This window comes from uncultured Anaerococcus sp. (assembly GCF_937934665.1).
Lineage (GTDB): Bacteria > Bacillota > Clostridia > Tissierellales > Peptoniphilaceae > Anaerococcus.
The window spans coordinates 1-25,764 of the sequence record NZ_CALGYW010000050.1 but is presented as its reverse complement, the minus strand read 5'-3'; the positions used below and the strand labels follow the sequence as shown (position 1 = coordinate 25,764).

The 25,764-nt window shown below is 35.4% G+C and carries 25 protein-coding genes; 6 read left to right on the top strand and 19 right to left on the bottom strand.

The genetic code is table 11. The features are described from left to right. Positions 1-109 precede the first annotated feature (109 nt). Entirely contained in the window at positions 110-406 is a 297-nt protein-coding gene (locus Q0410_RS02375; protein ID WP_299032481.1) for an MTH1187 family thiamine-binding protein, read from the bottom strand. Beyond that, on the bottom strand, positions 407-1,684 hold the full coding sequence (locus Q0410_RS02370) for a M18 family aminopeptidase (protein WP_299032480.1): 1,278 nt from the start codon (positions 1,682-1,684) through the stop codon (positions 407-409). It abuts the gene before it with no gap. A 130-nt stretch (positions 1,685-1,814) separates the two neighbouring features. Here Q0410_RS02370 and Q0410_RS02365 point away from each other — a divergent pair, with 130 nt between their 5' ends. Both Q0410_RS02365 and Q0410_RS02360 read left to right on the top strand, forming a co-directional pair. Continuing rightward, on the top strand, positions 1,815-2,543 hold the full coding sequence (locus tag Q0410_RS02365) for an MFS transporter (protein WP_299032479.1): 729 nt from the start codon (positions 1,815-1,817) through the stop codon (positions 2,541-2,543). After that, positions 2,426-2,950: a hypothetical protein gene (locus tag Q0410_RS02360; RefSeq protein ID WP_299032482.1), complete on the top strand. Its 525-nt coding sequence runs from the start codon at positions 2,426-2,428 to the stop codon at positions 2,948-2,950. The genes Q0410_RS02365 and Q0410_RS02360 overlap by 118 nt, the downstream gene beginning before the upstream one ends. Before the next feature lie 19 nt (positions 2,951-2,969). Here the strand turns inward: Q0410_RS02360 and Q0410_RS02355 are convergent, their stop codons facing one another. From Q0410_RS02355 to Q0410_RS02325, 7 genes are all read right to left on the bottom strand, one after another. Then, the gene (locus Q0410_RS02355; protein WP_299032478.1) at positions 2,970-4,241 is read right to left on the bottom strand and encodes an amidohydrolase; all 1,272 of its coding nucleotides are present in this window, start codon (positions 4,239-4,241) and stop codon (positions 2,970-2,972) included. 3 nt (positions 4,242-4,244) lie between these two features. After that, positions 4,245-5,078 (bottom strand): formate/nitrite transporter family protein, encoded by an 834-nt coding sequence (locus Q0410_RS02350; protein ID WP_299032477.1) that lies wholly within the window; start codon positions 5,076-5,078, stop codon positions 4,245-4,247. Positions 5,079-5,183: 105 nt separating this feature from the next. Beyond that, positions 5,184-6,470 (bottom strand): dicarboxylate/amino acid:cation symporter, encoded by a 1,287-nt coding sequence (locus tag Q0410_RS02345; protein ID WP_299032476.1) that lies wholly within the window; start codon positions 6,468-6,470, stop codon positions 5,184-5,186. 427 nt (positions 6,471-6,897) lie between these two features. Then, on the bottom strand, positions 6,898-8,589 hold the full coding sequence (locus tag Q0410_RS02340) for a glycoside hydrolase family 13 protein (RefSeq protein ID WP_299032475.1): 1,692 nt from the start codon (positions 8,587-8,589) through the stop codon (positions 6,898-6,900). Positions 8,590-8,710: 121 nt separating this feature from the next. Next, positions 8,711-10,594 (bottom strand): fructose-specific PTS transporter subunit EIIC, encoded by a 1,884-nt coding sequence (locus Q0410_RS02335; RefSeq protein WP_299032474.1) that lies wholly within the window; start codon positions 10,592-10,594, stop codon positions 8,711-8,713. Continuing rightward, positions 10,584-11,489, bottom strand: coding sequence for a 1-phosphofructokinase (pfkB, locus tag Q0410_RS02330; protein ID WP_299032473.1), 906 nt, complete (start codon positions 11,487-11,489; stop codon positions 10,584-10,586). Before pfkB ends, Q0410_RS02335 begins: the two co-directional genes overlap by 11 nt. Continuing rightward, positions 11,486-12,181 (bottom strand): DeoR/GlpR family DNA-binding transcription regulator, encoded by a 696-nt coding sequence (locus Q0410_RS02325; protein WP_299032472.1) that lies wholly within the window; start codon positions 12,179-12,181, stop codon positions 11,486-11,488. The genes pfkB and Q0410_RS02325 overlap by 4 nt, the downstream gene beginning before the upstream one ends. A 137-nt stretch (positions 12,182-12,318) precedes the next feature. Here Q0410_RS02325 and Q0410_RS02320 point away from each other — a divergent pair, with 137 nt between their 5' ends. From Q0410_RS02320 to Q0410_RS02310, 3 genes are all read left to right on the top strand, one after another. Then, positions 12,319-12,894 (top strand): xanthine phosphoribosyltransferase, encoded by a 576-nt coding sequence (locus Q0410_RS02320; protein ID WP_299032471.1) that lies wholly within the window; start codon positions 12,319-12,321, stop codon positions 12,892-12,894. Positions 12,895-13,566: 672 nt separating this feature from the next. Then, on the top strand, positions 13,567-14,001 hold the full coding sequence (locus Q0410_RS02315) for a flavodoxin (protein WP_299032470.1): 435 nt from the start codon (positions 13,567-13,569) through the stop codon (positions 13,999-14,001). A gap of 1 nt (position 14,002) precedes the next feature. Beyond that, entirely contained in the window at positions 14,003-14,473 is a 471-nt protein-coding gene (locus Q0410_RS02310) for a DUF3793 family protein (protein ID WP_299032469.1), read from the top strand. A gap of 303 nt (positions 14,474-14,776) precedes the next feature. Here Q0410_RS02310 and Q0410_RS02305 read toward each other — a convergent pair whose 3' ends face one another. The 8 genes from Q0410_RS02305 to Q0410_RS02270 form a co-directional block, all read right to left on the bottom strand. After that, the gene (locus Q0410_RS02305) at positions 14,777-17,074 is read right to left on the bottom strand and encodes a hypothetical protein (RefSeq protein WP_299032468.1); all 2,298 of its coding nucleotides are present in this window, start codon (positions 17,072-17,074) and stop codon (positions 14,777-14,779) included. Further along, complete coding sequence (locus Q0410_RS02300) at positions 17,067-19,139, bottom strand: RND family transporter (protein ID WP_299032467.1); 2,073 nt, start codon at positions 19,137-19,139, stop codon at positions 17,067-17,069. The genes Q0410_RS02305 and Q0410_RS02300 overlap by 8 nt, the downstream gene beginning before the upstream one ends. 454 nt (positions 19,140-19,593) lie before the next feature. After that, the gene (locus tag Q0410_RS02295; RefSeq protein WP_299032466.1) at positions 19,594-20,541 is read right to left on the bottom strand and encodes an L-lactate dehydrogenase; all 948 of its coding nucleotides are present in this window, start codon (positions 20,539-20,541) and stop codon (positions 19,594-19,596) included. 98 nt (positions 20,542-20,639) lie between these two features. Beyond that, positions 20,640-21,362, bottom strand: a complete 723-nt coding sequence (locus tag Q0410_RS02290; RefSeq protein ID WP_299032465.1) for a copper homeostasis protein CutC — start codon at positions 21,360-21,362, stop codon at positions 20,640-20,642. A 105-nt stretch (positions 21,363-21,467) separates the two neighbouring features. Further along, a complete protein-coding gene (locus Q0410_RS02285) occupies positions 21,468-21,998 on the bottom strand; it encodes a cysteine hydrolase family protein (RefSeq protein WP_299032464.1) in 531 nt (176 codons plus the stop codon). Continuing rightward, a complete protein-coding gene (locus tag Q0410_RS02280; RefSeq protein WP_299032463.1) occupies positions 21,998-22,183 on the bottom strand; it encodes a hypothetical protein in 186 nt (61 codons plus the stop codon). The genes Q0410_RS02285 and Q0410_RS02280 overlap by 1 nt, the downstream gene beginning before the upstream one ends. A gap of 108 nt (positions 22,184-22,291) precedes the next feature. Further along, the gene (locus Q0410_RS02275) at positions 22,292-23,110 is read right to left on the bottom strand and encodes a hypothetical protein (protein WP_299032462.1); all 819 of its coding nucleotides are present in this window, start codon (positions 23,108-23,110) and stop codon (positions 22,292-22,294) included. Positions 23,111-23,125: 15 nt separating this feature from the next. Then, positions 23,126-23,557: a hypothetical protein gene (locus Q0410_RS02270; protein WP_299032461.1), complete on the bottom strand. Its 432-nt coding sequence runs from the start codon at positions 23,555-23,557 to the stop codon at positions 23,126-23,128. 149 nt (positions 23,558-23,706) lie between these two features. On the opposite strand from Q0410_RS02270, the gene Q0410_RS02265 reads away from it, so the two are divergent. Next, positions 23,707-24,060, top strand: coding sequence for a class II SORL domain-containing protein (locus tag Q0410_RS02265; RefSeq protein WP_299032460.1), 354 nt, complete (start codon positions 23,707-23,709; stop codon positions 24,058-24,060). A gap of 159 nt (positions 24,061-24,219) precedes the next feature. Here the strand turns inward: Q0410_RS02265 and Q0410_RS02260 are convergent, their stop codons facing one another. Both Q0410_RS02260 and Q0410_RS02255 read right to left on the bottom strand, forming a co-directional pair. Further along, positions 24,220-24,891 (bottom strand): 5'-methylthioadenosine/S-adenosylhomocysteine nucleosidase, encoded by a 672-nt coding sequence (locus tag Q0410_RS02260; RefSeq protein WP_299032458.1) that lies wholly within the window; start codon positions 24,889-24,891, stop codon positions 24,220-24,222. Between the two features lie 147 nt (positions 24,892-25,038). Further along, positions 25,039-25,764 (bottom strand): enoyl-CoA hydratase/isomerase family protein (locus tag Q0410_RS02255; protein ID WP_299032456.1); only part of this gene is annotated, 726 nt, incomplete at its 5' end.

Below are 25,764 nucleotides of genomic sequence, written 5' to 3'. Positions count from 1 at the left end.
ATGAGCCGGCGGGCTAAAAGTGGCCTGCCGGCCCAATGAGGCAAACTTTGAGAGAGATCCCAATAATGATGGAACGATAATTATTCACAATTTGCAAAAGCCCCTTCTCCTATAGCTTATCTTCTACAGATTTTATTTTTTGCTCCATTGAAGCCTTTTTATCACGCCTATCATCCATTTTTATAACTGTATATACCCTGTCACAACCCTTATCAAATACAGATTCTTGCATCTTTCTGATTGCTTCTAGAGCCTTGTCGGCATCAGCTTCTATGACTGTGCCCATGGGATTTAGTTTGTACTTAACCCCTTCTGCCATAAGGATTTTCTCAGCTTCTGCTACATACTTACTTACTGATGTTTCTTTGGTGCCTATAGGAATTAGGCACACTTCTACTACTGCCATCTAGTCCTCCTCGAAAAATTTCTTATAAATATCATAGGCTTCGTATATATCACGGACTCCTGCAAGCTCCCTAATTGAGTGCATAGCAAGAAGAGGAATACCCACATCAATAGCCTTAATTCCAAGCGCTGTAGCTGTGATAGGGCCTATGGTTGAGCCGCCTTGCTTGTCATTTCTATTGTGGAAGGTTTGAAGCTTGTAGCCAGATTTATTAGCAATATTTATTAGCCTTGCCTTAGTTTCAATGCTTGTTGCATAGGCTCCATTAGCTGCAATTTTTATAACCAAACCCTCATTCATCTTTACAATGTTTGTAGGATCTGCAAAGTTTTTGTAGTTTGGATGAGTAGCGTGGGCCTGGTCAGCAGAAATTATCATAGAATTTTCTACCATGATCTGATAGCCTTCCCTATCAAGACCAAATTTTAGGGCAATGCGTTCTAAGGTATTTTCTAGAAAGTTTGATGCTGCCCCACCCCTTGTTCTTGAACCTATTTCTTCGTTATCACTTAAAAGAATCATCTTATTTCTGCCTGGTTTACTATCTACTAGGGCTCTTAGAGAAGCGTGGACAGAACCTAGGTTATCAAGTCTACCAATATGGACCATATTATTTATGATGGCACCTTTTTGCCTATCATATAGGGCAAGGTCAAAATCTAGGATGTCTTCCGCTCCAATTTCTAATTCTTCTGCTAAGATATTTACCAGATAATTTTCAGGTTCAAGGTTTTCTCTAATAGTTTCTACTAGAGGGTAGAGATTTTCCTGAGCATTGTAGGAATAACCCTTATTTATTTCCCTATTCATATGGATAGCAGCATTAGCGATTGTTAAAAGGTCCCTATCTATATTTACTAGGGCATATTTAATCTCGCCCTTTTCCTTATAGGCAACTTTTCCTGCTAGAGATAGGGTCCTATCTAGCCAGCTTGAATGGATCATGCCGCCGTAGGCTTCTATATTTAGTTTCAAAAAGCCAGTATCAGCCACCTCTGCATTTGATTTTATTTTAAAAGTAGGAGAATCAGTGTGAGAACCAATAATTTCAAAGCCTTTTTTTACATCTTCTCCAATCTCAAAGGCTATTAGGGCAGAATCATCACGAGTAGTGTAGTATTTGCCCTTATCTAGGTCCCAAACCTCATCTTCTTTAAGCTTTTTAAAGCCATTTGCCTCTAAAATCTCGCTTGAGTTTTTAACTGCGAAATAATTTAGGGGACTTGCATCAATAAATTTAATTAAGTCTTTACTAAAATCTATAATATATTTTTCCATAAGACCATCATACCTTATTTGCTTATATCTCATCAAGAGGGGTATACATAATTAATAGAATGAAAAATAGAAAAGGAAGAATTATGACAGAGAAAAAATACCAATCAAATCAATTGCCATAGAAGCTATCATGTTTCTGGCCTATGCATTTTTTGCCGTAAACTGGATAGCTGGCTCGACTCTTACACCAAATATCCTAAGAGCCTTTGAGCTTGACGGACCAAATTCAGTTTCCCTCATTAATAACGTAGTTACAGTTGCTAAGATTTTAGGAAACCTTGTGGCGGCAACCATTTTTGCCAAACTTTTTCCTAAAAAATCAATAGGCCTTGGGGCTCTTTTAATCCCAGCAGGTGCCATGCTTGCGGCCCTTTCACCAAATTTCCCTACCTTCCTAATAGGTAGATTTATAATGGGTTTTGGGGGGGCGCTTTTTGTAGTTTACCTCTCTCCAGTAGTTGTAACCTACTTTCACCCAGACCATAGGCCAGTAGTAAACGCCCTAAATAACGTAGCCTACAATGTAGGTTCGATACTAGCCCTCCTTCTTGTTGGACCTGTTATTAAACTACTAGGCCTTGGAAGGTATGCCCTAGTAGCTTTTTCCATAGTATCCTTTGTGATTTTCGCAGCCTGGCTTATAGTAGGAGAGGACTTTAAAATCACCTCTAGCAAGGACACAGGAGAAAAAACCTTTAGCCTAAAGGATGCCCTTGGTGAAAAAATTGCAATTTTAATGCCTTGTATGTATTTTGGTCACCTTACCCTTTATATGGTAATGCTAAATATATTCCCAAATACAAACTTTTCACCAATACTGCCAGTAAAATCTCAACCTTATTTACAACAGGAGCTCTAATTGGTACCCTCTTATCAATTATAGTTGCTAAAAAATCAACTAAAAGAGTACCAACCCTAAAACTAGCAGGAATACTTACAACTGGTATTGGACTTTTGCTTATAAATACAACTAACCCAGTTTTAGCAGGCATCCTAGCTATAGCTCTTGGGACAATTATGTACGTTCCTCTTACAAATTTCGTTCTTACTCCCCAAGAGATGCCTGGCATGTTTTCAGAAAAACTTACCCAAATCATGTCAGTTTACTGGGCTCTAGTTTATATATTAGAGACAATAGCCTACCAAATAATAGTCAATATCCAATTTAAATTTGGGGATAAGGCAGCCCTAACAGCTACTCTCATTTTATCAGTGTCCTTTATTATAGGATCTTTTATGATGAAAGAGCCAAGCGAAATTAAATAACTAAAAAAAGCGGAAGACCCTAGGATTTTCCGCTTTTCTTATTTAAATATTTTACACATTCCTTATAGACCTCAAGGCCTGTTGTTAGAGACTTTTCATCAAAGTCAAAGGCCTTGTTATGATGGCCCGCCGCAAGGTCCGAGCCAAAGATAAAGTGGATGGCAGAGCCTCCCTCCCTATTTACCTTATTTATATAATAACAAACGTCTTCGCTTGCCTCAAAATCGGGATTTTTTACCGTATCAAAACCCTTTTTCCTTAATATTTCATCAATTTCATCATAAAATTTATCTTGAGGATTGATTATCGAAGGTGCAGAGCCTGCAATTTTTACTTCATAGTCAAGGTCATATTGCATGCTCGATCCCTTTATCACCTGGATGGCTCTGGTGACTAGAAAATTATTTACCTCATCACTTGCTCCCCTGGTTTCAAGTTCTAGGACTGCCTTATCAGAAATAGCATTTCTAACCCTACCTCCCCTTATCACACCTACATTTATCCTTGCCACGCCCTTAGAATTTTGGGCAAGGGTTTCTAGGTTTAAAAGAGCACTTGCTGCGGCAAGGTTGGCGTTTTTCCCCTCTTCTGGGAGGGCTGCTGCATGGGAAGAATGACCTCTAAAGATTACATCAAGCTTAGTTGAAGCAAGAAAACCTCTAGTTCCTACCCCGACTTTTCCTGAAGGAAGGCCCATACCCAAGTGCCCTGCGAAAAAATAATCTATGTCATGGACATAGGCTGATTCGCTAAGGGACTTACCCCCACGAAGACCCTCTTCTCCCGGCTGAAATATCAAAATATACTTGCCAGTGAGATTTCTTTTATTTTCCATCAGCCATTTTGCAAGGAAAATCCCCATAGATAGGTGCCCATCATGGCCACAAGCGTGCATGGCGGAAGGGTTTTTAGAGGCAAAGCCTTCTCTAAAGGGCTTGTGAAACTTATCTTTGCTTTCTGTAATAGGCATGGCGTCTATATCAAAACGAAAGGCAAAAGTCTTGCCAGGCTTTCCAGTATCTATAGTTGCAATAAGACCAGTGTAGCCCATCAATATCTCAGATATATCAAAGTCTTCTCTTGTCTTAAACTTATCCCTATAGGTTTCGATTTTGTAGGGAGCAGGCCAGCCAAAAATTAAATCTTCCTTGTGAATTTTTTTGCCATATTTAATATCACTAAGACCTAGTTTTTTTAAATCCTTGATAATATTTATAGTCGTTTTAAATTCCAACCAACCTGGTTCAGCTATCTTATGGTAAAACCTCCTAGTCTCTATCAAATTTTCCATCTCTTAATCCTCTTTCCTATAGGCTAGAAAATATAAAAGACCAACTAGGATAACACCGCCAATGATATTGCCAATTGTTACTGGTAGGAGGTTTTTAACTAGCATATTAGAAATATTGAGATTTGCCAGAGCCTGTCCGCTAAGTCCTGATTTTGCTGCAAGGTCCGGGATGTTTTTAGCCAAAATTCCTGCTGGTATATAGTACATATTTGCAACGCTATGCTCAAAACCTGATAGAACAAAAATTGTAATCGGGAAAAAAGCAGCTATAGACTTTGACCCATAAGATTTTCCACCAAGTGCCATCCAAACACCAAGGCAAACCAAAAAATTTGCCAAAACTCCTAAAATTAAGCCTTGGCTAAACTCAAGGTCAATTTTTGCCTTGGCTATTAAGATTGTTCTTACCCCTATAAGACCATCTCCTAAAAGCCACTGGTCTGATCCATAAAGCAAAAATGCTACAAATAAGGCCCCAAGAAAATTTCCCAAATAAACTAAAAGCCAAGATTTTATCATATCCTTTAGCCTTACTTTTTTATCCAAAAAAGCAGTAACCATAAGGGCATTACCTGTAAAAAGCTCTCCTCCAGCAAGTAAAACAAAAACAAGTCCTGCTGTAAAGACTAAACCCTGGATAAGTTTAGCAAGGCCAAGGCTTGACGGATCACTTAATAAATTAGCTGCAGCAAGGCTTGAGCTTTCGGCAGCTAGGGCTATAAAAGCTCCAGCAAAAAAAGCTAAAATCAAAAGCTTTTTAACCTGTAACTTTGATTTTTTCGTATAAACATCTATGGCCTTATCCAAAATCTTATCTGGACTAAGATCAGTTTCCATATTTCCCCCTCTTTTTTATATTAACTAAGTAAAAATCATTTCACTAACTAATCTTACCCCTAAATAAGGAATAAAAAAGAGCCAGATTTAACCAGCTCAAAAATTTTATTTATTGTAAAGGTCTCTATCAAGCTCACCTTCACTTGCAGCTACTATTAGGGCTGCTGATGAGGCTGCAGTCACATTTGTAGCAGTCCTTCCCATATCAGCAAGTGATGAAATTGGAGCAAGGATAACTACCATTTCTATAGGTAGGCCCATGGAGGCAAAAACTGCTGTTGTTGCGATTGTAGCAGTTCCTGGAACTCCTACTGTACCAAGTGATACTAAAAGAGCAACTAAGATAAGGCTTAAGTAATCTGTAAGCCCATAGCCTAGGTCAAGGACATTAGCTGTAAGTATTGCTGTCATTACTGGCCAAAACCCTGCACATCCTGGCATACCCATGGTGGCTCCGGCTGGAGCTACAAAGGAGGCAATTTTTTCTGATAGTCCAAGCTCATTTTCTAAATTTTCCACATTGGCAGGAATAGAACCTACTGAAGATTGGGTGGTAAATCCAATAGCTTGGACCGAGAAGTTTTTCTTAAAAAACTTAAATGGATTAAGCCCAGCAAAAATACTTAGTAAGGCTCCTGTTGTGATATATGAATGAATAAAGGATGCTAGGTAGGTTAAAAGTAAAACTGATACCAAAGGCTTAATAGCAGTATAGTCAATCCTTGCTATAGCTGATGCTATTAGTGATAAGACTGCATAAGGGGTAAAACTTGTCACAAGGCTTACCAGGCTATTTATTATCTCAGAAAAAGAGTCGATAAAGTCTATAAAAGGCTTAACCTTATCACCCTTACCCTTTTCAATCAAGGATAAAACTACAAAGCCAATTAAAACTGCAAAAACAATTATAGGTATAACCCTACCATTTGCTGCATCATCTACTACATTTTTTGGAAAAAAATCCACAATCGCTTCTGCAAAAGTAGGTACTTCCCTCGCCTCTGCTGGATCAGGAAGGGGAATATTGGCATCCTTTCCTATAGCAAAGATTACCGCAAGGATTACCCCGAGGGCAGAACCTAAGACATTGTGAAGACTTAAAACGCCAACAGTCTTAAGACCTATGGACTTAAGTCTATTTATGGTTTTATTTGAAATTACAACCTTAATAACAGATGTCAAAAGTAAGGGAATTACTAAGGCAAAGAGGAGGTTGGCATAAATTTCACCAAAGATTCCAAAAAGTTCTGTTTCCCCCTTAAAGACAAAACCAAGTCCAATTCCTAATAAAGAAGCAAGGATAACTCTTGATGAGAAACTCGCCCCCTTATTTTTCATAAGCTTTAGACCATAAAAAAGTCCTAGACCTATTATAAGTGCTAAATATTTCATTTCTAATCTCCTTTCAAATTTTATAATAAAATGAGATAAAAAAAGCCCGTCCCCAAAGGACGAGCATGATCGTGTTTCCACCTTTATTCACTCTTATATATAAGAGTCTTAAACCAGGGTCAAAAAAACCCCTCTCGCTATAACAGGCGATCCTGGAGTCTGCTACTAACTTCACAAACCCGACTTAAAGATGCATAAACACAAGCTTTTTCTAGCTAATCTCAGCAAAATAGCCTCTCTGTAATAAAAGTTTTTTGTGCTCTCTTCTTTTTAACGTCAATTTTATTATAATCTAATTATACAATCCCTAGTAAAATAGTCAAGATTAAATTTGTTAATAAATTTTCACTTATAAAACCGCACAGTTTTAAGGTTACATAAGTTTTATCTTTTTTTAATAGCAAATAAAATTTGCAAGAAGAATTTCTTATACTTGCCAAATTACAAAACTATTTTTTCCTAGCCTCTTATTTTGGTAATTATTTGCAAAAATTATATTATCTTCTTCAAGAATAAAATCTTTTTCATCTCCTAGATTTATAGCAAGGTTTAGATTATTTTTTCTGTCAAATCTTTCTATTCTAAGGATATTTTCCTTACTATAAATTTTTATAGACCCATTTTTTACGGCAGGATGGTTTTTGACCCCTAAAATTTCTTTAATTTTTTCTGTAAAAGGCTTTTCTTGATCGAGGTTCTCCCAAGGGAAGGCTCTCCTACAATCAGGATCTTTGTCACCCTCAAGGGTGATTTCTGTTCCATAATAGATAGAATTTGCTCCCATATAGACCGTGCTCATAGCAAGGGCTGCTAGAAACTTATCCCTATCTCCTTTTATTTCTGTAATGAATCTTGGCGTATCGTGGGTATCTAGGAAGTTTAACATCATCCTATTTGCCGCATCCTTATTTCTCATCATGACCATATTTAAGTCATCACTTGCTTTTTCGGCATCAATTTCCTCTTTGAAATAATCAAGGGCAGTGTTCGTGAAGGCGTAGTTCATAACAGAATCAAACTCATCTCCTCTTAGGAAGGACTCCGCATTATGCCAATTTTCTCCTATTATAACCGCATCCTTTTTGCTAGCCTTAATTTCCTTCCTAAATCTCTTCCAAAAATCGTGGCTTACTTCATCTGATACATCTAGCCTCCATCCGTCAATATCAAATTCTTCTATCCAATATTTTCCGATTTTGATTAAATATTCTTGGACATTTTTATTAGATGTGTTAAGCTTTGGCATGTTATAAACATGGGCGAAGGTCTCATAGTTGATTCTTTCTATATCAACTTCGGCTCCTTCTACAAAAAACCAATCATAATATTTAGAATTTTTACCCTTTTCTCTTACATCAACAAAGATTGGATTTTTATGACTCATGTGATTAAATACAGCATCCAAGACTATTCTAATTCCCAATTCATGAGCCTTTTCTACAAGATTTTTGAAATCTTTTTTATCTCCAAATTGCGGATCAATTTCAAAATAATCCATAATATCGTATTTATGATTGGTTGGAGATTTAAAAATTGGTGTTAGGTATAAGGCCTTAACTCCCAAAGATTTGATATAGTCGAGTTTTTCTATAATACCCTTTAAATCTCCACCAGCAAATGAAGATGGATTTGGCAAATCTTCCCATTTTTGATTTATATAAGAATCATCCTTAGAAAAGTCTCCCCTCCTAAATCTTTCAGGAAAAATCTGATAGAAAAGGGCATCTTTCATCCATTCTACTGGCTCAAATAGGTCAGCCTCGTTTATATATGGCATATGAAAGGATGTGAAATGAAAGTTTTCAAAATCATAATTTTTATAGATTCCACTTTCACAAAGATAATAATTTTCTTTTCCTTCTTTTATCTTAAAAATATATTCAATTCTTTTGTCAATAACTTTTAAATCAACTTCATAATAAGAAAAAATTTCATCTTCAAAGGTTTTTTCCATCTTTATTTCTTCCCATTTGCGTGGTTCATCAAATTTATAAGTATAAAGAAGACTTATATCAAGCATATCTTCCTTATCGGCCCTCATTCTTATATTTAAAATATCCTCACTTTTTGCACTTGCCATAAAACTCTCACTAAGGTGTAAAACTGCGGCTTTGTTCATAATCCCTCCCTGATGTTCATAACAATATAATCTTTCTATAAATTATACTAGTCTTTGGACAAAAAAATACCAGAAACCTAGGCTCCTGATATTTTGATGTATTATCGATTATTTTTCAGTTTTATCCTAAAATTTCTTCAGGTTTTTTCTTAATTGCACCTAATATAAGTCCACCTACGATTGCACCAACTATTACTGCTCCTACAAATAATAAAGCGTGATTTAATGAGCTCATAGCTGGAAGGATAAAGATTCCGCCGTGTGGGGCTGGTGCACTTATGCCAAAGTATCCTACTATGGCTCCTGCTATAGCTGAACCTATTACGCATGATGGAAGGACTGTTTGTGGCTCAGCTGCAGCAAATGGGATAGCTCCTTCTGTGATAAAGGATGCACCTAGTATATAGTTTGTAACTGTTGTCTTTTTTTGCTCTTCGTTAAATTTATTTTTGAAAAATGTTGTTGCAATGGCTATTGCAATTGGTGGTACCATACCTCCTACCATTACTGCTGCCATAAAGGTACCAATACCAGTATCTGTGAAAGCCCCGATTGCAAAAGCATAAGCAGCCTTATTTATTGGACCACCCATGTCAATTGCCATCATGGCTGCAAGTAGGGCTCCAAGGAGTACCATGTTTGTGCCTGATAGACTCATTAGCCAGTTGTTTATAAAGTTATTTACTCCAGTAAATACAGGATCAATTGCAAAGAACATTATTGCCCCTACAATTAATAGTCCTAGTACTGGGTAGATTAGCATTGGCTTAAGACCTTCAACTGATTTTGGAAGGTTTTTAGTAGCTTTTTTAAGGAAGTTTACAACATATCCTGCTATAAAACCACCGATTAGACCACCGATAAATCCTGCCCCGCGGCTTGCCATAAGACCTGCTACCATACCTGGCATAAGTCCTGGTCTATCAGCTATAGAGTAGGAGATATAACCTGCAAGGATTGGAATTAAGAATGAGAAGGCATCTCCTCCAAGTCTGTTTAGGAAGGTAAATACTGTTGACTCATCGCCTGCAAATCTTTCAAAAAGGAAGGAAATTGCAAGTAAAATACCACCACCAATTACAAATGGAAGCATGTGGCTGATACCATTCATGAGGTCTCCGTAGATCTTTTGACCTAGGCTTTGACCTTCTTCATCGTAGTTTTTGCTTTCTCCACCTTCTTCGTGGTAAATATTAGCTTCACCCTTGATTGCCCTATCTACAAGGTCATCAGCCTTTCTAATGCCGTCAGAAACTGGTCTTTGGATTAGTTTCTTGCCATTAAATCTAGCTGTTTCTACTTTTTTGTCAGCTGCAATTATAATAGCATCAGCTTTTTCGATTTCAGCTTGAGTCAATCTATTTTTGATTCCGTCAGAACCATTGGTTTCTACTTTTATGTTTACTCCCCTTGTCTTGGCTGCCTTTTCTAGAGCTTCTTGGGCCATATAGGTGTGGGCTATACCATTTGGACAAGCTGTGACTGCTAGTAGGTTGATGTCTGATTTTTCCTTATTTTCTCCTACTATATCTTCTTTAACTTTTTCTTTATTTTCAGAATATTTTTCAATTACAGCATAGACTTCATCTTCACTAACTACTTTTTTAAGATCATCTACGAAACCATCTTTCATAATCATCTTAGATAGTTCTGCAAGAGTTGCCACATGGAGGTTGTTTTCTCCGTCTGGAGCAGCTATGGCAAAAAAGATTTCTGTTGGCATGCCGTCTAGGGCCTCATAGTCAAGGCCTTGTTTTTTCCTTGCAAATAATACTGCTGGTTCTATTACAGTTTTATTTTTACTATGTGGGATAGCTACTGATTCTCCAAGGGCTGTTGAGCCTTGGGCTTCTCTTTCTTTTAGACCTTCTCTAAAGTCTTCTGCACTTTTTACATAACCTTTTTCAAAAAATTTGTCAGCAATTTCCTTGATTGCCTCATCTTTGTTTTCTGCCTTTAGGTCTAGGACCATCAGGTCTTTTTTTAATAAATCTCTAATTTCCAATTTCTTCTACCTCTACTTTACTTAATACATCATTTATCATATCCTTATCTGCTATATCAGGACTAAAGGCAGTTGCTGAACCACAAGCAGCTGCAAGTTTGAAGGCGTCTATCTTGTCATAATTATTTACACAAGCATAAACAAAACCACCCACCATTGAGTCACCTGCACCAACAGAATTTACAAGTTTACCATTAACAGGTTTTGCCCTGTAGACCTTGTTATCATCTAAAAAGATTGAACCCTTTGCACCAAGTGATACGATTACATTTAAGGCTCCTAGTTCGTTTAATTTTTTAGCATATTTAACTAGGTTATCCTCATTTATTTCAGTTTCAAAAATCTTTCCAAGTTCTTCCTCATTTGGCTTGACTAAAAGTGGCTTTAAGGCCAAGTAGTCAAGCAGATTTTTATCAGCTATATCAATAGTAAACTTCGCCTTAGTCTCCTCTATTACTTTTTTATAAAAATCTTTATCCAAGGAATATGGTAAAGATCCTGAAATAACAATTATATCTTCTTCTTTTACTTCTTTTAAACTATCAAAAAACTCTCCTACTTCTTTTTTAGAAATCTTTGGACCCTTGGCATTGATTTCTGTTTCCTTATCGTATTTAAGTTTGACATTTATCCTCGAGTTTTCTTTGATTCTTACAAATTTTTCGCAAAGGCCCAAGTCTTTTATAGCACCTGCTATATATTCACCTATAAAACCTCCAACAAAACCAAGATTGGTTGGATTTTCTCCAAGATTTTTAAGGATTTTACTTGCCATAATGCCCTTGCCACCTGGGTACTTTTCGTCTTCACTTGCCCTAATTGTGGCCCCATCTTCAAATTTATCAAACCTTAAGATGTAGTCAATGGCTGGATTAGTTGTAATTGTATAAATCATTCTTCCTCCGTAATTAACTTAATTTCATCTCTAGTGGCTATGGTCTGAAAGTATTTTATATCCTCCTTTGACCTATCTGCTAAAATATAAGCTCTTGATGAGTTTTCAATAGCTTTATTTTTTACCATAGCTTCGTTTATATCAGCTGTATAAAAGGCCCTATCATCGTATCCATTGGCCCCTATGAAAGCTAGATCGAAGTTATATCTAAAGATAGAAGCCAAGGTTTTTGGGCCAGTTGTGACCTTGGTCGATGGCTTTATCTCTCCTTCTAAAAGGATGGTATGGATATTTTTGCTAATTAATTTATCCACATGCATAAGTCCGTTTGTAACCACAGTTATATCTTGGTCTTTGTTAAGGTAGTCTATAACCTTGTTACAGGTAGAACCAGCGTCTAGATAAATAAATTTCGCATCCCTTATTAGACTACTAGCTTTTTTGCCGATTTTGGATTTTTCCTTAAGTTTACTCTTTTGGTTATCAGTAAAATTTTTCTCGCTAGAAGCTATATTATTTAATACAGCTCCCCCGTGCACTCTGGTGATTTTGCCCATATCTTGTAGATATGAAAGATCTCGCCTTAGGGTTGATTCACTGACACCAAGCTTGTCCATTAAAATTTTATTTGATACAGCCTCTTCTTTTTCGAGGGTATCTAGGATTACGTCCAATCTTTTTTCTAATATCATGTTAATATTATAACACCAAATTCAATCATAGTCAATCAAAATCAGTCACAAATCAAAAAAATTGACTATTTATTATAGAAAGATTATAATTAGCATAAGTACATAGTGTGATTTTTATTTATATATAAGGAGATAAGATGAAAGAACTAGAAGAACGAATTCTTAAAGATGGGATTGTTATCGGTCCAACAATACTAAAGGTAGACTCTTTCTTAAACCAACAAATAGATTCAAAATTGATCCATAAGATGGGTATTGAATTTGCAAATCATTTTAGAGATAAAAATATCGACAAGGTCCTAACCGTAGAATCATCTGGTATAGCACCAGCCCTAGCAACAGCCCTAGAGCTTGAAGTTGACTGTGTATTTGCTAGAAAAAAACAATCACTAACTACAGGTGATGACTTTTATCATTCAAGTGTATATTCATTTACAAAACAAGTTACTAATGAACTTATAGTTTCAAAAGACTTCCTAAAAGAAGGCGAAAATATCTTAATGATCGATGACTTTCTAGCCAATGGTCAAGCAGCCAAGGGCATGATCGCAATAGTAAGACAAGCAGGAGCAAATCCAGCTGGACTTGGAATCGTAATTGAAAAGTCCTTTAGTGAAGGAAGACAGCTTATAGAAGATATGGATATTGATATTTACTCACTTGTAAGAATTGCCAAACTAGAAGATGGCGAAATAACATTTGTAGAAGAATAAAAAAATAAACTGCCAGGATATTAATCTAAACTTTAATATCCGGCAGTTTTTCTTTTTTAAAGTTTTTAAAACAAGACCCTCCTAGCCATTTTATGATATAATAATAATGCCTAACACCAAAATATTTTAGGTGGAGGGAGGTGAGTCACAAATGATTCAACTACTTTTGGAAAGCTTTTATTTTCCACTACTTGTAGGTATTATTCTAATTATTTTAGATAAATATTTAGATTCTTTTTCATATAATTTAAAAAGACACTAGCAACTAGCCCGTCGGCTCGTGGAGACCCTAGTGTCTTTTTTATGTGAGTCACACTCACTATTCAACTACTTCGCTTTGTAAGAGGTGGCTTCTCTTAGTATTATTATATAGCCTTTTTCTCATTTTTCAATACTATCCTATTTGTCTGATTATTTATTATACTTGATTATAGATTATAGTGTTAATTATAAAATTTCACTAGTCTTTATTTATTTCATAATTTTTATAAAAAAGCAATCAAAATCCATCGGAATAAACTACTTACTCTTTCAAAGCCTCATTATACCTATATTTTGACTATAAAATAAATTCTACAAAAAACTCTTGACAAAATTTAAACTATGGTTTATTATTATCTTAGATGTTGATAAGGATTATTAATATCATAAAATAAAATTTAAGGAGTTATTATGAAAAAAATAGCAATAATATATTTCTCTGGCACAGGCAATACCCTTGCTATGGCAAATGAAATATTAGATGAACTTAAAAACAATAGTTTAGAAGCTGAAATTTTGACAGCCAGTGATTTTTCAAAAGATCAAATAGAAAACTACGATGGCTTTGCCTTTGGCTGTCCAGCTATGGGTAACGAAGAGCTTGAAGAAAGCGAATTTGAACCTATGTTTGAAAGCGTAGAAAATTCCCTATCTGATAAGCCAGTTCTAATTTTCGGATCCTATGAATGGGCAGATGGCGAATGGATGAAAACTTGGCAAGAGAGATGTGAAAATGATGGAATCAACCTAGTTTGTGATGGTCTTATTGCTTACGATTATCCAGATGATGAAGCTTTAGAAGATTGTAGAAAGGCAGCCTTAGAATTAGCTAAAGCCTTAGCCTAGTATGTACGAAAGCTTACTTATCAATTACGCATCACAAACTTTAGCTAATAAAAAACTTGCAAATCTCTTTACTTTTAAGAACCTTAAAAAAATAGACATAGAGAAAATGGTTTTTGAGTGGAATGAAACACTTAACAAAAAGAATATATATGTTGAAATTCTCAAAATTGGCAAGTCCTCTGCTCAAATTTATGCCTATAGGCCAGAAAAACTTAAGTGTGCCTTATGCCAAAATCAAACAAAATGTCTCCTTGAAGAGCTAGGCTATAAAACAGATAGGCCAGACCAATGCATAGACCATTTGAAGAGGAGATTTGTAAAAGAAAATTTCCCCCACGAAATAGGTATTTTCTTAGGTTACCCTTATGAAGATGTGATTGGCTTTATAGAAAATAAGGGTAATAGTTACTTAACAAATGGATATTGGAAGGTTTATTCCAATAAGGACGAAAAACTCAAACTTTTTGATTAGTATAATAAAATCAAAAAATCCTACAAGATTATCTATAGTCGCCACAAAAATTTGCTCAGTCTTTGTGTAAGCTAGGATTTTAATTATTAAAAAACGCTCAAAGTCCCTCTAAGGGCACATAATTGTCATATAATACTAAAATAATATCACTAAAGTAATTAACACTAAAAAGACTGGTTCATATATCAATTACCTCCATTTATTATAGAAATCAGAGAAACGCTCAAATTATGATTCTACTGTATTTGATATAGGACCAGCCTTTTTTCTTATTTTTTTCACAAAATATGTGATTTTAAATTTCTATTTGATTTTTTCTATAATTCTTGACCTTGTTTCAAATTCATCAGAAGAGCCTGAAATTGAAGAATTTTCCTTGGCAAGTTCTGCCATTTGATCTAGGATATCCTTAGCTTCTCTTAAATCTCCTGTCTTAGATGAGATCTTATCGATTCCTTCTGACTTATACCTTCTAAGTCCTGAATCAAACTCCTCATATTTTTGATTGTAGGTATCAGATCCTTCTTTTAGCTTAAGAGCTCCTGTTCTTAGGTCAAGGATCCCCTTATTTAAGTCATTTAGGCCTTGGGACATTGGGTTTAAAGTGCTGGTATTTATATTTCCAAGCTCACTTAAGGCCTTTGATCTTTCCTTAAATTCGCTTAGGCCGGCAGCTAGTTTCTCTGATCCACCATTAAGGTCTTTTGATTTTGAATCTAGAGCATTTATGGAGCTAGCAAGTTTATCTACACCCTCTTTATTGGCCTTTGTTCCTGCCATCAATTTATCTGAACCAGCCTTTACTTTTTCTAGACCTTGGTCAAGCTCGTCTAGGGCTTTAGCAAGTTTCATAATATCGCTTTGAGATAAGCCCTCATCTAGTTTTTCAATTCCCTCGCCAAGACCAAGTGATGCCTTTTCTAAGTCCGCTTTAGAGTTACTAACTTCTGCCTTCATTTGGCCAAGGCCTTGGGATAAATCTCCAATACCAGCTGCAAGTTCATTTGAGCCTCCACTTACTTCGCCTAGTCCAGCATAAATACCGTTATTTACCTTAACGCTCGCTCCTAGGTTGCTAGCATCGGTATAAAGGCCGTTTTTTATAGCTCTTAGACTTTCAATTTCAGCTGTTAATGATCCATCTTCATTTTTAGCTTCTAAGTTTGCAATTTGTCCATCAAGTGCGTTGGCATTTTGATTGATATTTGAAATTGTACCTTCTATATTTGGGGCATTTTTACCTGCTTCATTTAATTTAGCTAGGGATGCTGCTAGGGTTTTTGAGGATTCTTCCGCCGATTTAATACCCATATCTAACTTATTTAAACTATCTGCCATAGGTCCTATTTTTTTATCAAAATTATCTATGCCAGCCTTTAAGCTTTTTAAAGACTTAGAAAAGCCTGCCATATCGCTTCCATCACTTCCACCGGCTAATTTTTCTTGGAGCATTTTTGATCCTTTGCTAAGCTCGCTTATGCCTTTATTAAGGTCAGCTGCTCCCTTATCTAGACTGTCAGCAGCCTTTGTTAAATCTCCCATTTTTGCATTTATTTGACTAACACCTTGGGTGTATTGGCCAAGACCCTTATTTAAGCTTGCTCCACCATTATTAAGCTCGCTTATGGCATTTTGCATTGGCCCAATTTTTTCTGGAAGTGCCCCGAAGGCTCCACTCATCTGGTCAAAACCTGCCTTTAATTTTTCTGAACCGTTTGATAGTTTATCAGCTCCCCCAGCAAGGTCAGTAAGCCCCTTGTTTAAGCTAGCACTTCCATCTTTAAGCTGGGAAGAGGCGTCGAGAAGTTTAGCTGCATTTGAGGTTAGTTCATTTATACCTTCATCCAAATCATCTAGGGATGAAAGAGTCTTATCTTCTTGAAAAATCTCGTTAGTTATTACAACATAGGCTTCACCTGGTTTGAAATTTTCCACATCCATTTCTATTTCGATTTCATCTTTAAATTTATCTAACTTATCTTTATCAAGAACGCCATCAAAGTTTTCCCTAAGACCTGGAGCAAGTACTCCTGCTACGATTTGATTTTTACCGTCCTTTACAATTTTTGCATTACCAGCTTCTATGTTTTTTACCTGGTCATCAGCAAAGGTCATTTCTGTAGCAACAAGGTAAGGCGCATAGACAGTTTTACCAGATTTTAAACTCTCTTTAACCTTATTATGAGCCTTTATGGTAATTTTTAGCTTGCCTGATTTTCCCTCAAGGTCTTTAAAGCTTATAGACTTACCGTCAAGCTCGTATTTTATATCTACATCTACAGGCAAATCTTTTTCTGTTTTACCTTGGTAATAAAAATCTTCGCCTTCATTATCTATATCAATATTGCCATCCTTAGGCTCAATTTTTTCGTCTGTTTCAAGGTTTTTTATATCCTTTAGGTCTGACTTATCCTTAAGCTCTTTGTTTCCGTCCTTATTTATCCATACAGAAACTGTTTGATCTTTTATTTCTTCGTCTTCTTTTGTTACATAAACTGTTTCATTTTTACTAGCTTTGCTTTCACTAGCGTAGGCAATATTGCCTCCAAGGATTGAGCTTACGCTTAAAACTGCAAGAGCTTTAACAAATTTTTTATTCATTTTCTTTTCCTTTCTTTAACCCTTTAGTAGTTTTTTCGATAAAGGGAATTGTAACACCTATTAAAGCTGGTAGGAAGATTATGATAACAAGCATTGAAATTATCGCTCCCCTTGCCAAGAAGATACAAATAGTTGATACAATTTCCATCTTTGAGTATATACCTACACCAATAGTCGCTGCGAAAAATGATAGGGCTGAAGTAACTATTGATTTTGAAGTTTCCTTAACCGATAAGCTTAAAGCCTTTTCTAAATCCCTATGTTTCTTATATTCAAATAAGAACCTATCCATCATAAGTATTGAATAGTCAATTGTTGAACCAAGTTGGACAACTCCTATTATTATTGAAGTTATAAAAGGAATAGTGTGTCCAAAATAAAACGGAATTCCCATATTTATAAAAATTGCAAGTTCTATAGCCGCTATTAAAACAATTGGAATAGCAAGCGACTTAAATACTATGGCGATGATTAAAAATACAACTCCAATTGAAGCTATATTTACCATTTTAAAGTCCCTATCAGATAGGATAGTCAAATCTTTTGTAAGAACTGCCTCACCTGTAAGTTTGCCATCAGGATCGTGAGCCTTTACAATCTTATTTATCTCATCCACCTGCTCATTTACCTCATCTGAAGCTGTCTGATATTTGGAATTTACCATTACCATCTGATAGCCACCCTGTTCAAAATTTTTCTTTAGCTTTTCAGGTAAAACTTCACTTGGTATTGTTAGACCAGTCATAGAGTTAAGGCTTAGGACATTATTTACTCCATCTACATCCTCTATCTCATCAATCATAGAATTTATGCTTGTCTTTGATAAGTCATCTTTAACAACTATAAAGTGGCTTGATGCCATATTATAATCTTCCTTCATCTTATTTAGGGCTACTATAGAATCTAGATTTTGTGGTAGAGACCTATCTAGGTTGTAGTAAAGGTCAGTATTTCTAGAGCCATAGACTGCTGGGATAAATAAAATTAGGAAAATAACAAAAAGTTTTTTCCTATGCTTTATAGTAAAGTTTGCTGTCTTATTAAATTCTGGTAGTAACACCTTGTGGTTAAATCTATTAACAAGCTTTTCAGCAAGTAAAATCATTGGTGGTAGGACTACAACTGTTGAAATAAGACCTAAAAGCACACCCTTACTCATTACAAGACCGATATCTTTACCAAGTCCTAGTTGCATTAGTAAAAGTACTAAAAACCCTGAGAAGGTAGTAAGCGATGAGGCAAAAATAGATACTAGAGTAGAATCTATAGCCTTAGCCATGGCCTCATTTTTATTTTCAGTTTTGTTTTTCTTCTCCACATACCTATGGTAGAGGAAAATAGAATAGTCAGTAGTAACAGCTAACTGAAGCACTGCCGCGATTGCCTTTGTTATATAAGAAATCTCACCCAAAAATATATTTGTTCCAAAATTATACAAAATAGCGTAGCCGATATTTAGCATAAAGAGGAAGGGAATAATGATCGATTCATTAGTAAGGGATAAGACTACAAGGGCTAGGGCTACTGCAAGAGCTACATATATGGGTGTTTCCCTATCTATTAAGTCCTTGGTATCCTTAACCAGAGAGGAAATTCCGCTTAGGAATTTTTCCTTAGATTCTATCGATTTTATCTGATCAATTGCCTCCATAGTCTTAAATGAAGAAGATGATTCAGAAAATTTAACCATTAAAAGGGTTGAATCATCAGCATAAAAGGCATCCCTAATCTCATCTGGCAAAAATTCATTAGGAACTGTATCTCCTACTAAAGATGTTTTTGAGATTACATCTTCTACACCCTCTATTTTAAGAATTTCATCTTTTAACTTATCGGCATCATAGTCATCACCCTTGAGGATAAGCATGCCCGTAGCTGCATTTTTAAAATCCTTATCCAATATTTCCTGACCCTGGGTAGATTCAAGATCGGCTGGCAAATATGACAAGATATCATAATTTACGCCAGTTGACTTATATCCTATCCAAGATGGGATGAGTAATATAGTCATCACCAAGAGTACAAGCCTCGGATGATAGGAAATAAATTTTGATATTTTTTTCATTTTTAACTTCCTTTCTAAAATTAGGACCAAAAAAGTCATAAGCAAGCATTTATATATCTATAATTTCCAATAAATGAAATTTACTAAGTTTAATAAGTTGACCAAGTAGCAAAAGTCAAAATATAAAACAGGAATATTTATTTATACTTCATAATTTATCATTTTTGATTTATATCGGTATTAATTATTCAAACTTTATATTTCATTAAACTTATGTATCTAAACTCTTATCTTATGCTTTTTAAGTTTTTATTTTTATGTCCTGCTTATATATTACACCTCTAAATAAATTGTTCAAGTTTTGAAATACTATTATTTATATATTTATTTTTGCTAAATGTTATAAAATTAAGGGATGTACGAGTTTTTAATATAAAGATTTTACTAAAAAAGTTTTAAATATTATTCCCAAATTTTCCCACTAAAAAAAGCCCTAGTTTCCTAGAGCTTTAACTTAGTCGTATAGACCAGCTTCAGTCATCACCTTTCTGAGGGTATCAGCTGATTCTTTCATTCTTTCTTTTTCTGTATCAGTAAGAGGTACATCTATTACCCATTTGACACCGTCCTTGCCTATTACTGAAGGAACTCCTATAAAAATATCTTTTTCTCCGTATTCCCCATTTAGGTAAGATGAGGTAGAGTATACGGAATTTTCGTCATTTATAATTGATTCTACAAGTCTAGCAAGGGCAACACCTATGCCGTAGAAGGTTGCACCCTTTTTGTTTATTATTTCATAGGCTGCGTTTCTTACTTTTTCAAAAGTATTTAAAAGGGCTATTTCATCTACATCTGAGTGATTTGCCACCCACTCATAAATTGGAAGACCACCTACATTGGTATGGGACCAAACAGGAAATTCTGTATCTCCGTGCTCACCTAGGATAAAGGCATCGACACTTCTTGGGTCGATTCCTATTAGAGAGGCTATTTCCTTTTTAAATCTTGATGTATCAAGGCTGGTACCAGATCCTATGACCTTTTCAGCTGGCGCACCAGAATACTTCCAGGTAGCGTAAGTTAGGATATCTACAGGGTTTGATGCGACAACATAAATCCCATCAAAACCAGAATCCTTAATTTTTCCAATCATATCCTTAAAAATTTTTAAATTCTTATCTACAAGGTCAAGCCTTGTCTCACCTGGTTTTTGTGGAGCTCCTGCAGTAATTACTACTACCTCCGCATCCTTGCAGTCAGAATAATTTGCCTTAAAAATCTCCTTTGGCCTGGTAAAAGATAGGGCATCTGATAGATCCATTGCATCTCCCTCTGCCTTATCCTCGTTTAAATCTATAATTCCAAGTTGTCTGCCAATACCTAAAATTGTTGAAGCATAGGCAAAAGATGAACCTACTGCCCCATCGCCAACTAAAATAATTTTGCTATCTTTAATCATAATCTCTCCTTTTTTGTAAAACTTCTTAAACTTTTCTCTAATCTTAATCTAATTTTAACAAAATTTGGAGATTTTACTATGACTCAAGTCACAAAATTTTATTTTTTTAAATTATTTATAACGATCTTCGCTTGCTCAACAAGGCCAGAACTTGTAAACCTATAATCATCAAAGGCCTTGCCAAAATTATCATAATCAATTTCAGTCTGACCTTGAACACTTGCTGAAAGGTGGAAGTTTTCTATACCAGTTTTCTCATAAATCTCTCTTATATTTTCATGGGTTACGCCAGAACCAGCCATAATTTCTATCCTGTCCCCATATTTTTCCTGTAAGTCTCTTATCAAATCTACTCCTTCGATAGCCTTAGGTTTTTTGCCGGAAGTTATGATCCTATCTACTCCCATTTTAATAAGTTCTTCAATCTTTTCCTCTCCATCGATAGAATAATCAAAGGCCCTGTGGAGAACAACTTTTTTAGGAAAGGCAAGATATACAAGTTCTTTCATGGTTTCTATATCAAGATGACCATAAGAATCAAGAACGCCAAGAACAAAACCGTCTATCGGTTTATTCTTAAAGGCCATGATAGTTGCCTTCATCTGACCAATTTCAAAATCATCATAGGTAAAATGCCCTGGTCTAGGCCTTACCATGACAAATTTTTCTATATCTTCATACTCGCAGCAAATATCAACGAGCCCTGCCGAAGGTGTAAGGCCATCAAGAGTTAAAGCCGAGCAAATCTCCACCCTATCAGCTCCGCCAAAGAAAGCCCCAATCATACCATCAAAAGAATCAATACAAATTTCAAGTTTCATAAACCCTCCTTATTTTCTTAATCCTATTATATCAAAAAATAATGTTTTCTAAGATAAACTCTTAAAAAAAAGCTACAAGTTTTATAAACTCATAGCCTCTATAATTTATTTTTGCTTAAAATCAGCAAATTTTATGATATTTACCTGGCAAGAAGCCATAGCAACTAGACTTGCCTCGTGGGCCTTATCACTTGTGGCCCTGCACAAGTCTTCGATCACAGTTACTTCTGTATCTAGGAGGGCATTTTTAATCATTATAGCATTTGATAGGACACAAATATCTGTACAAATCCCTACCATGTAAATATTTTCGATTTTTTCCTTTGCATTTAATTCCCTAAGGTAGTCAACAAGTTCATATGACCCAAAGGATGGCTTGTCTATTATCTTTTTGCCCCTGGTAGGAATCTTTATTTCCCAACCAGAAGTCCCCTTGACACAATGGGTCACAGGTAGGTGTTTGCCTTCAAGACTTTCCAAGTAAGATTCCTCGTGGGTATCTCTTGTAAAAATTATTTCTCCCTTAAAATCATCAACTAACTTCTCAATAGGTTCAACTATCTTATCATTACCCTCATTACCCAGGGCACCGTCTACAAAGTCATTTTGCAAGTCAATTACTAATAATACGTCCATTAATTCTCATCTCCTAAAAAATGTGCGGCAACTATTGTCACAAGACCAAAAGCCGCTTTTCCTACTTTTTTCACCCTTCCTATCCTAAGGTTTTGGCAGCGCTCACAGTACTTGCCTTGCCAATCTATAGGCAAATCTTTGCCACACCTTTTACAAGATTTTTCTTCTAATCTAATTTTCTTCATTATATCTTCCAATCTGCAAAGTTTCGCTTTGACTTAATTCTAAAATATTCGAATTAATTTTAATAATTTTTTCTTTCCAAATATTATTAGTTGACTTATCGAGGTTATCTAATCTTTCAACAAGATCAGGGGTTTTAAAATATACTTCCTTGATAAAATCTCTAAAATATCCAAAACTTGCAAGGGCAGCTTCCCTTTCTCCAAGCTCATAATAGGCATAATAGCAACAAGGGAAACCATATTTATAGTATTTAACCCGTCCATCAAATAATTTAACTTCTCGTCAACTTCCTTAGTGTCTGGGTTTGATATTAATTTTTGCCAACCTGATTTTGGAATATTTTCTATAAACTTAATTGTAGTCATTTGGTTTAGCATCAATTGGTTCCTGCTATTTTCAGCATCTGATATGACTTGGAGGTATAATTTTTCCCTTAGGGAAGGATTTTTAATACATTTGGCCTGGATTAATTTTTGTTTGCAAGCATTTGCTATAGCAATCCTATCATCCTGCTGGCCCTGCCTTACTTCTTCTATAGCCTCAGCCATAGCATTTATGTCCTTAGATATTTGGGCCATTTGCATCTGCATAGCATAAAGCGCCCTGGCCTGGGCTAGCTCTGGAGTTAGGTCAACTTCTTTTAGGTTTACTTTTCCAACTATTTTCTTGCTTTCTGGATCCCTAAGTTCTGCTAGAAGCTCCCCACTTTCCCTTCTCAATAATTCCAAGCTTCCATCTAAAAACTTCCTATTTTGCTCTTTAGTCAAAACCGCCTCAAGGTGATTTTCTGGAATATGGGCCTTAAGATAATATATAAACCCTGGCAAGGAATAAAGGCCATCTCTTATTTTATTTAAATTACTATCAGCATCTTCTAGCAAATCTTCAGTGAAACCATCACTTGCCTTAAAAAAATCAAAATCCATCTTCTCCAAATCTTTCTATAATCCTTCTATATCTTTTATTTCCCTATCTAATCTCTCGCCTATTTCTATTATAGCATATCTTAATTCTTTTAGGGCGACGAGATTTTCCTTTATTTCGCCCTGGACCCTAAAATCTGTAAAGATATTATCAAAAACTAGGTCGAAAACTTGATCTGAAAGTCTGTCTGGTATGGCATCAGGAAAGCTTATATCAACATCGCTTAGTTCTTTATTAAGCGTTTTAAGACTTAATGATATTTCTTCTAAACTACGATTTGCTCCGCTTATTTTATTTCTTTTAACAAGGCTTGAAAAAAAGTCCCCACCTAAAATATCAAGTATTCCCCAAGATGAGGCAGACTTTAATTGACCAATACCTTCATCAATCTTTACTATAGCAAGATTTGCGGAATCTCTTGCCTCTTTTAATTCCTTTAATCTATCCATAAACGCTCCTTTTTTACATTATATTTTAAGACTGATTATTTGCAACAAAGTAATTTGTTAAAGTACATATGTTAAGAAATTTATGTTTATAAAATTTAAGGTTGGGTATATTAATTAATGTAGACTATTAAAACATATGGAGGATTAATATGAAATTAACAGAAACAGTTCAAACTGCTGATTGGAAAGCTGAAAAACACGTTCCAGTAATCCACGTTTCTAAAGAAGACGGTCTTCTTCACATCAAAACTAACGTTGGTGAAGAAGTAGAACACCCAAATACATTTGAACACCACATCGCTTGGATTAAAGTATTCTTCAAACCAGAAGGAGCAAAATTCCCAATCGAAGTTGGTTCTTATGAATTTAAAGCTCATGGCGAAGAAGAAATCTTAACTCAACCATGTGTAGAAGCTAGAGTTAAAACTGACAAGAGTGGCGAAGTTTACGCACTTGCTTATTGCAACATCCACGGTCTTTGGGAAAATTCTGAAGAAATTTAGTATTTTAAAAAGCAAGGTTTATGCCTTGCTTTTTGCTTGTCTATTTTTAATTTTCTCATAAAAACTTTATAGATTAGGTTTCTAAATCATTATTAAAAATATTTCCTATTTTATTCCTTTTTCATCCAATAATCAGCCTATTTTAAATCTTAGGCAAAATTAAATTTTTTTTATTATATCGTCTATTATCCCCACTGCGACTTTTGAAGCACGTTCGAAATTTTCGTAAAACTCCGCTCCCCCACCTGTAAGGGCATCTGAAACTGCTTTAATCATAAGAAAGTCTGCCCTATATAAGTGACAGGCTAGAGCAATTGCAGCTCCTTCCATGTCGACAATATCTGAGTCCCACTTTTTATTAAGCTCTGTCTTGGCCTCAAGACCTGAAACAAATTTATCACCTGATGCAAGCTTTACCTTTTTCAAATGAGGGTCAATTTCTATTGCCAAATCCACCAAGCTTTCCGTTGTTTTCATGGCTACATCGTTAAAAATTTCGTATTGTCCTTTTGCCGCACCATCTAAGTCTGATATATCAAATTCGTAATGGCTCACACTTTCCACAACTGTTAGTTCCTCTACTTCTTGGTCATTTAAAGCACCAACTACTCCATAATTTATGATGGTTCCACACTTATAAACATCAAGAAGCAGGGTCATGGCAAGAGCAGCACGAATTTGCCCCATACTTGAAGGGCAAACAAAAACGTCCTTACCGTTGATATGGTATTTCAAAATTTCAAAACTGCCATGCTTATATCTCTCGATTGGTTCCTTATAAATATCATAAAAAGCATCAAACTCTACTGCTACTAATATCCCTATATTCATCTAATCACCTCTGAAGTATTATATAATTTTTTGGACAAATTTCCAAAAATCCCATCTAGTAAAAATTTTTATATAGACAGCTTTATAAAAAACTAAAGGACCCTCTACCTAGCTAGAAAGCCTATTATTTACAAGTATTTTCAAATCTTATTTGATTTTAAATAGGTTTTTAACCTCATTTTTATCTACATCAGAGAAAGTTTTTACTGGCCAGGAAGGTCTATCTTCCCTATCTATCATCACTGTCCTAATTCCTTCTTCAATCTCACCTGTCTTAAGGCCATGGTTTATAATTTTTAAATCTAGGTCAATTGTCTCTTCTCTGGTTAGATTTTTGCCGTAAAAATATTTTTCAAATTGAACCTGGGTCATAAAAGGATCTCTCTCTTTTAATATCTCAAGTTTTTCCCTGGCAAAATCATCTTCCTGGTTTGCTTCCAAGGACTTTAGGATCTCTTCTAGGCTGTCCTTGCCAAAATATTTTTCGATTTTTTCCATATTTTGGGTATTTTCAGTTTCACCTGGCTTTTTAGCGTAGCTTTCAATTTCTTTGCTAAAATCTCCTATAAAGTCTGTGCTAGAAGTATCAAAGGCAAAAAGTTTTTCTAAAATCTTTTGGTAGTCTTTTGAATCTATCAAAAGATCAGCAAGAGAAAACCTAATTAAATCATCTGGGTAAAGCCTTGCCCCTGTTAGTCCCACAAGTTGACCCATAGCTTGGGGAAGTTTTGAAATATAATAGCCAACAGATACATCTGGGACAAAGCCAAGACTTGTTTCTGGCATGGCCCAGTTTACACTCTCATCTGCTATTATTAGATCAGAGTGGATAGTAAGTCCAATCCCACCGCCCATAGTTACCCCGTACCAATG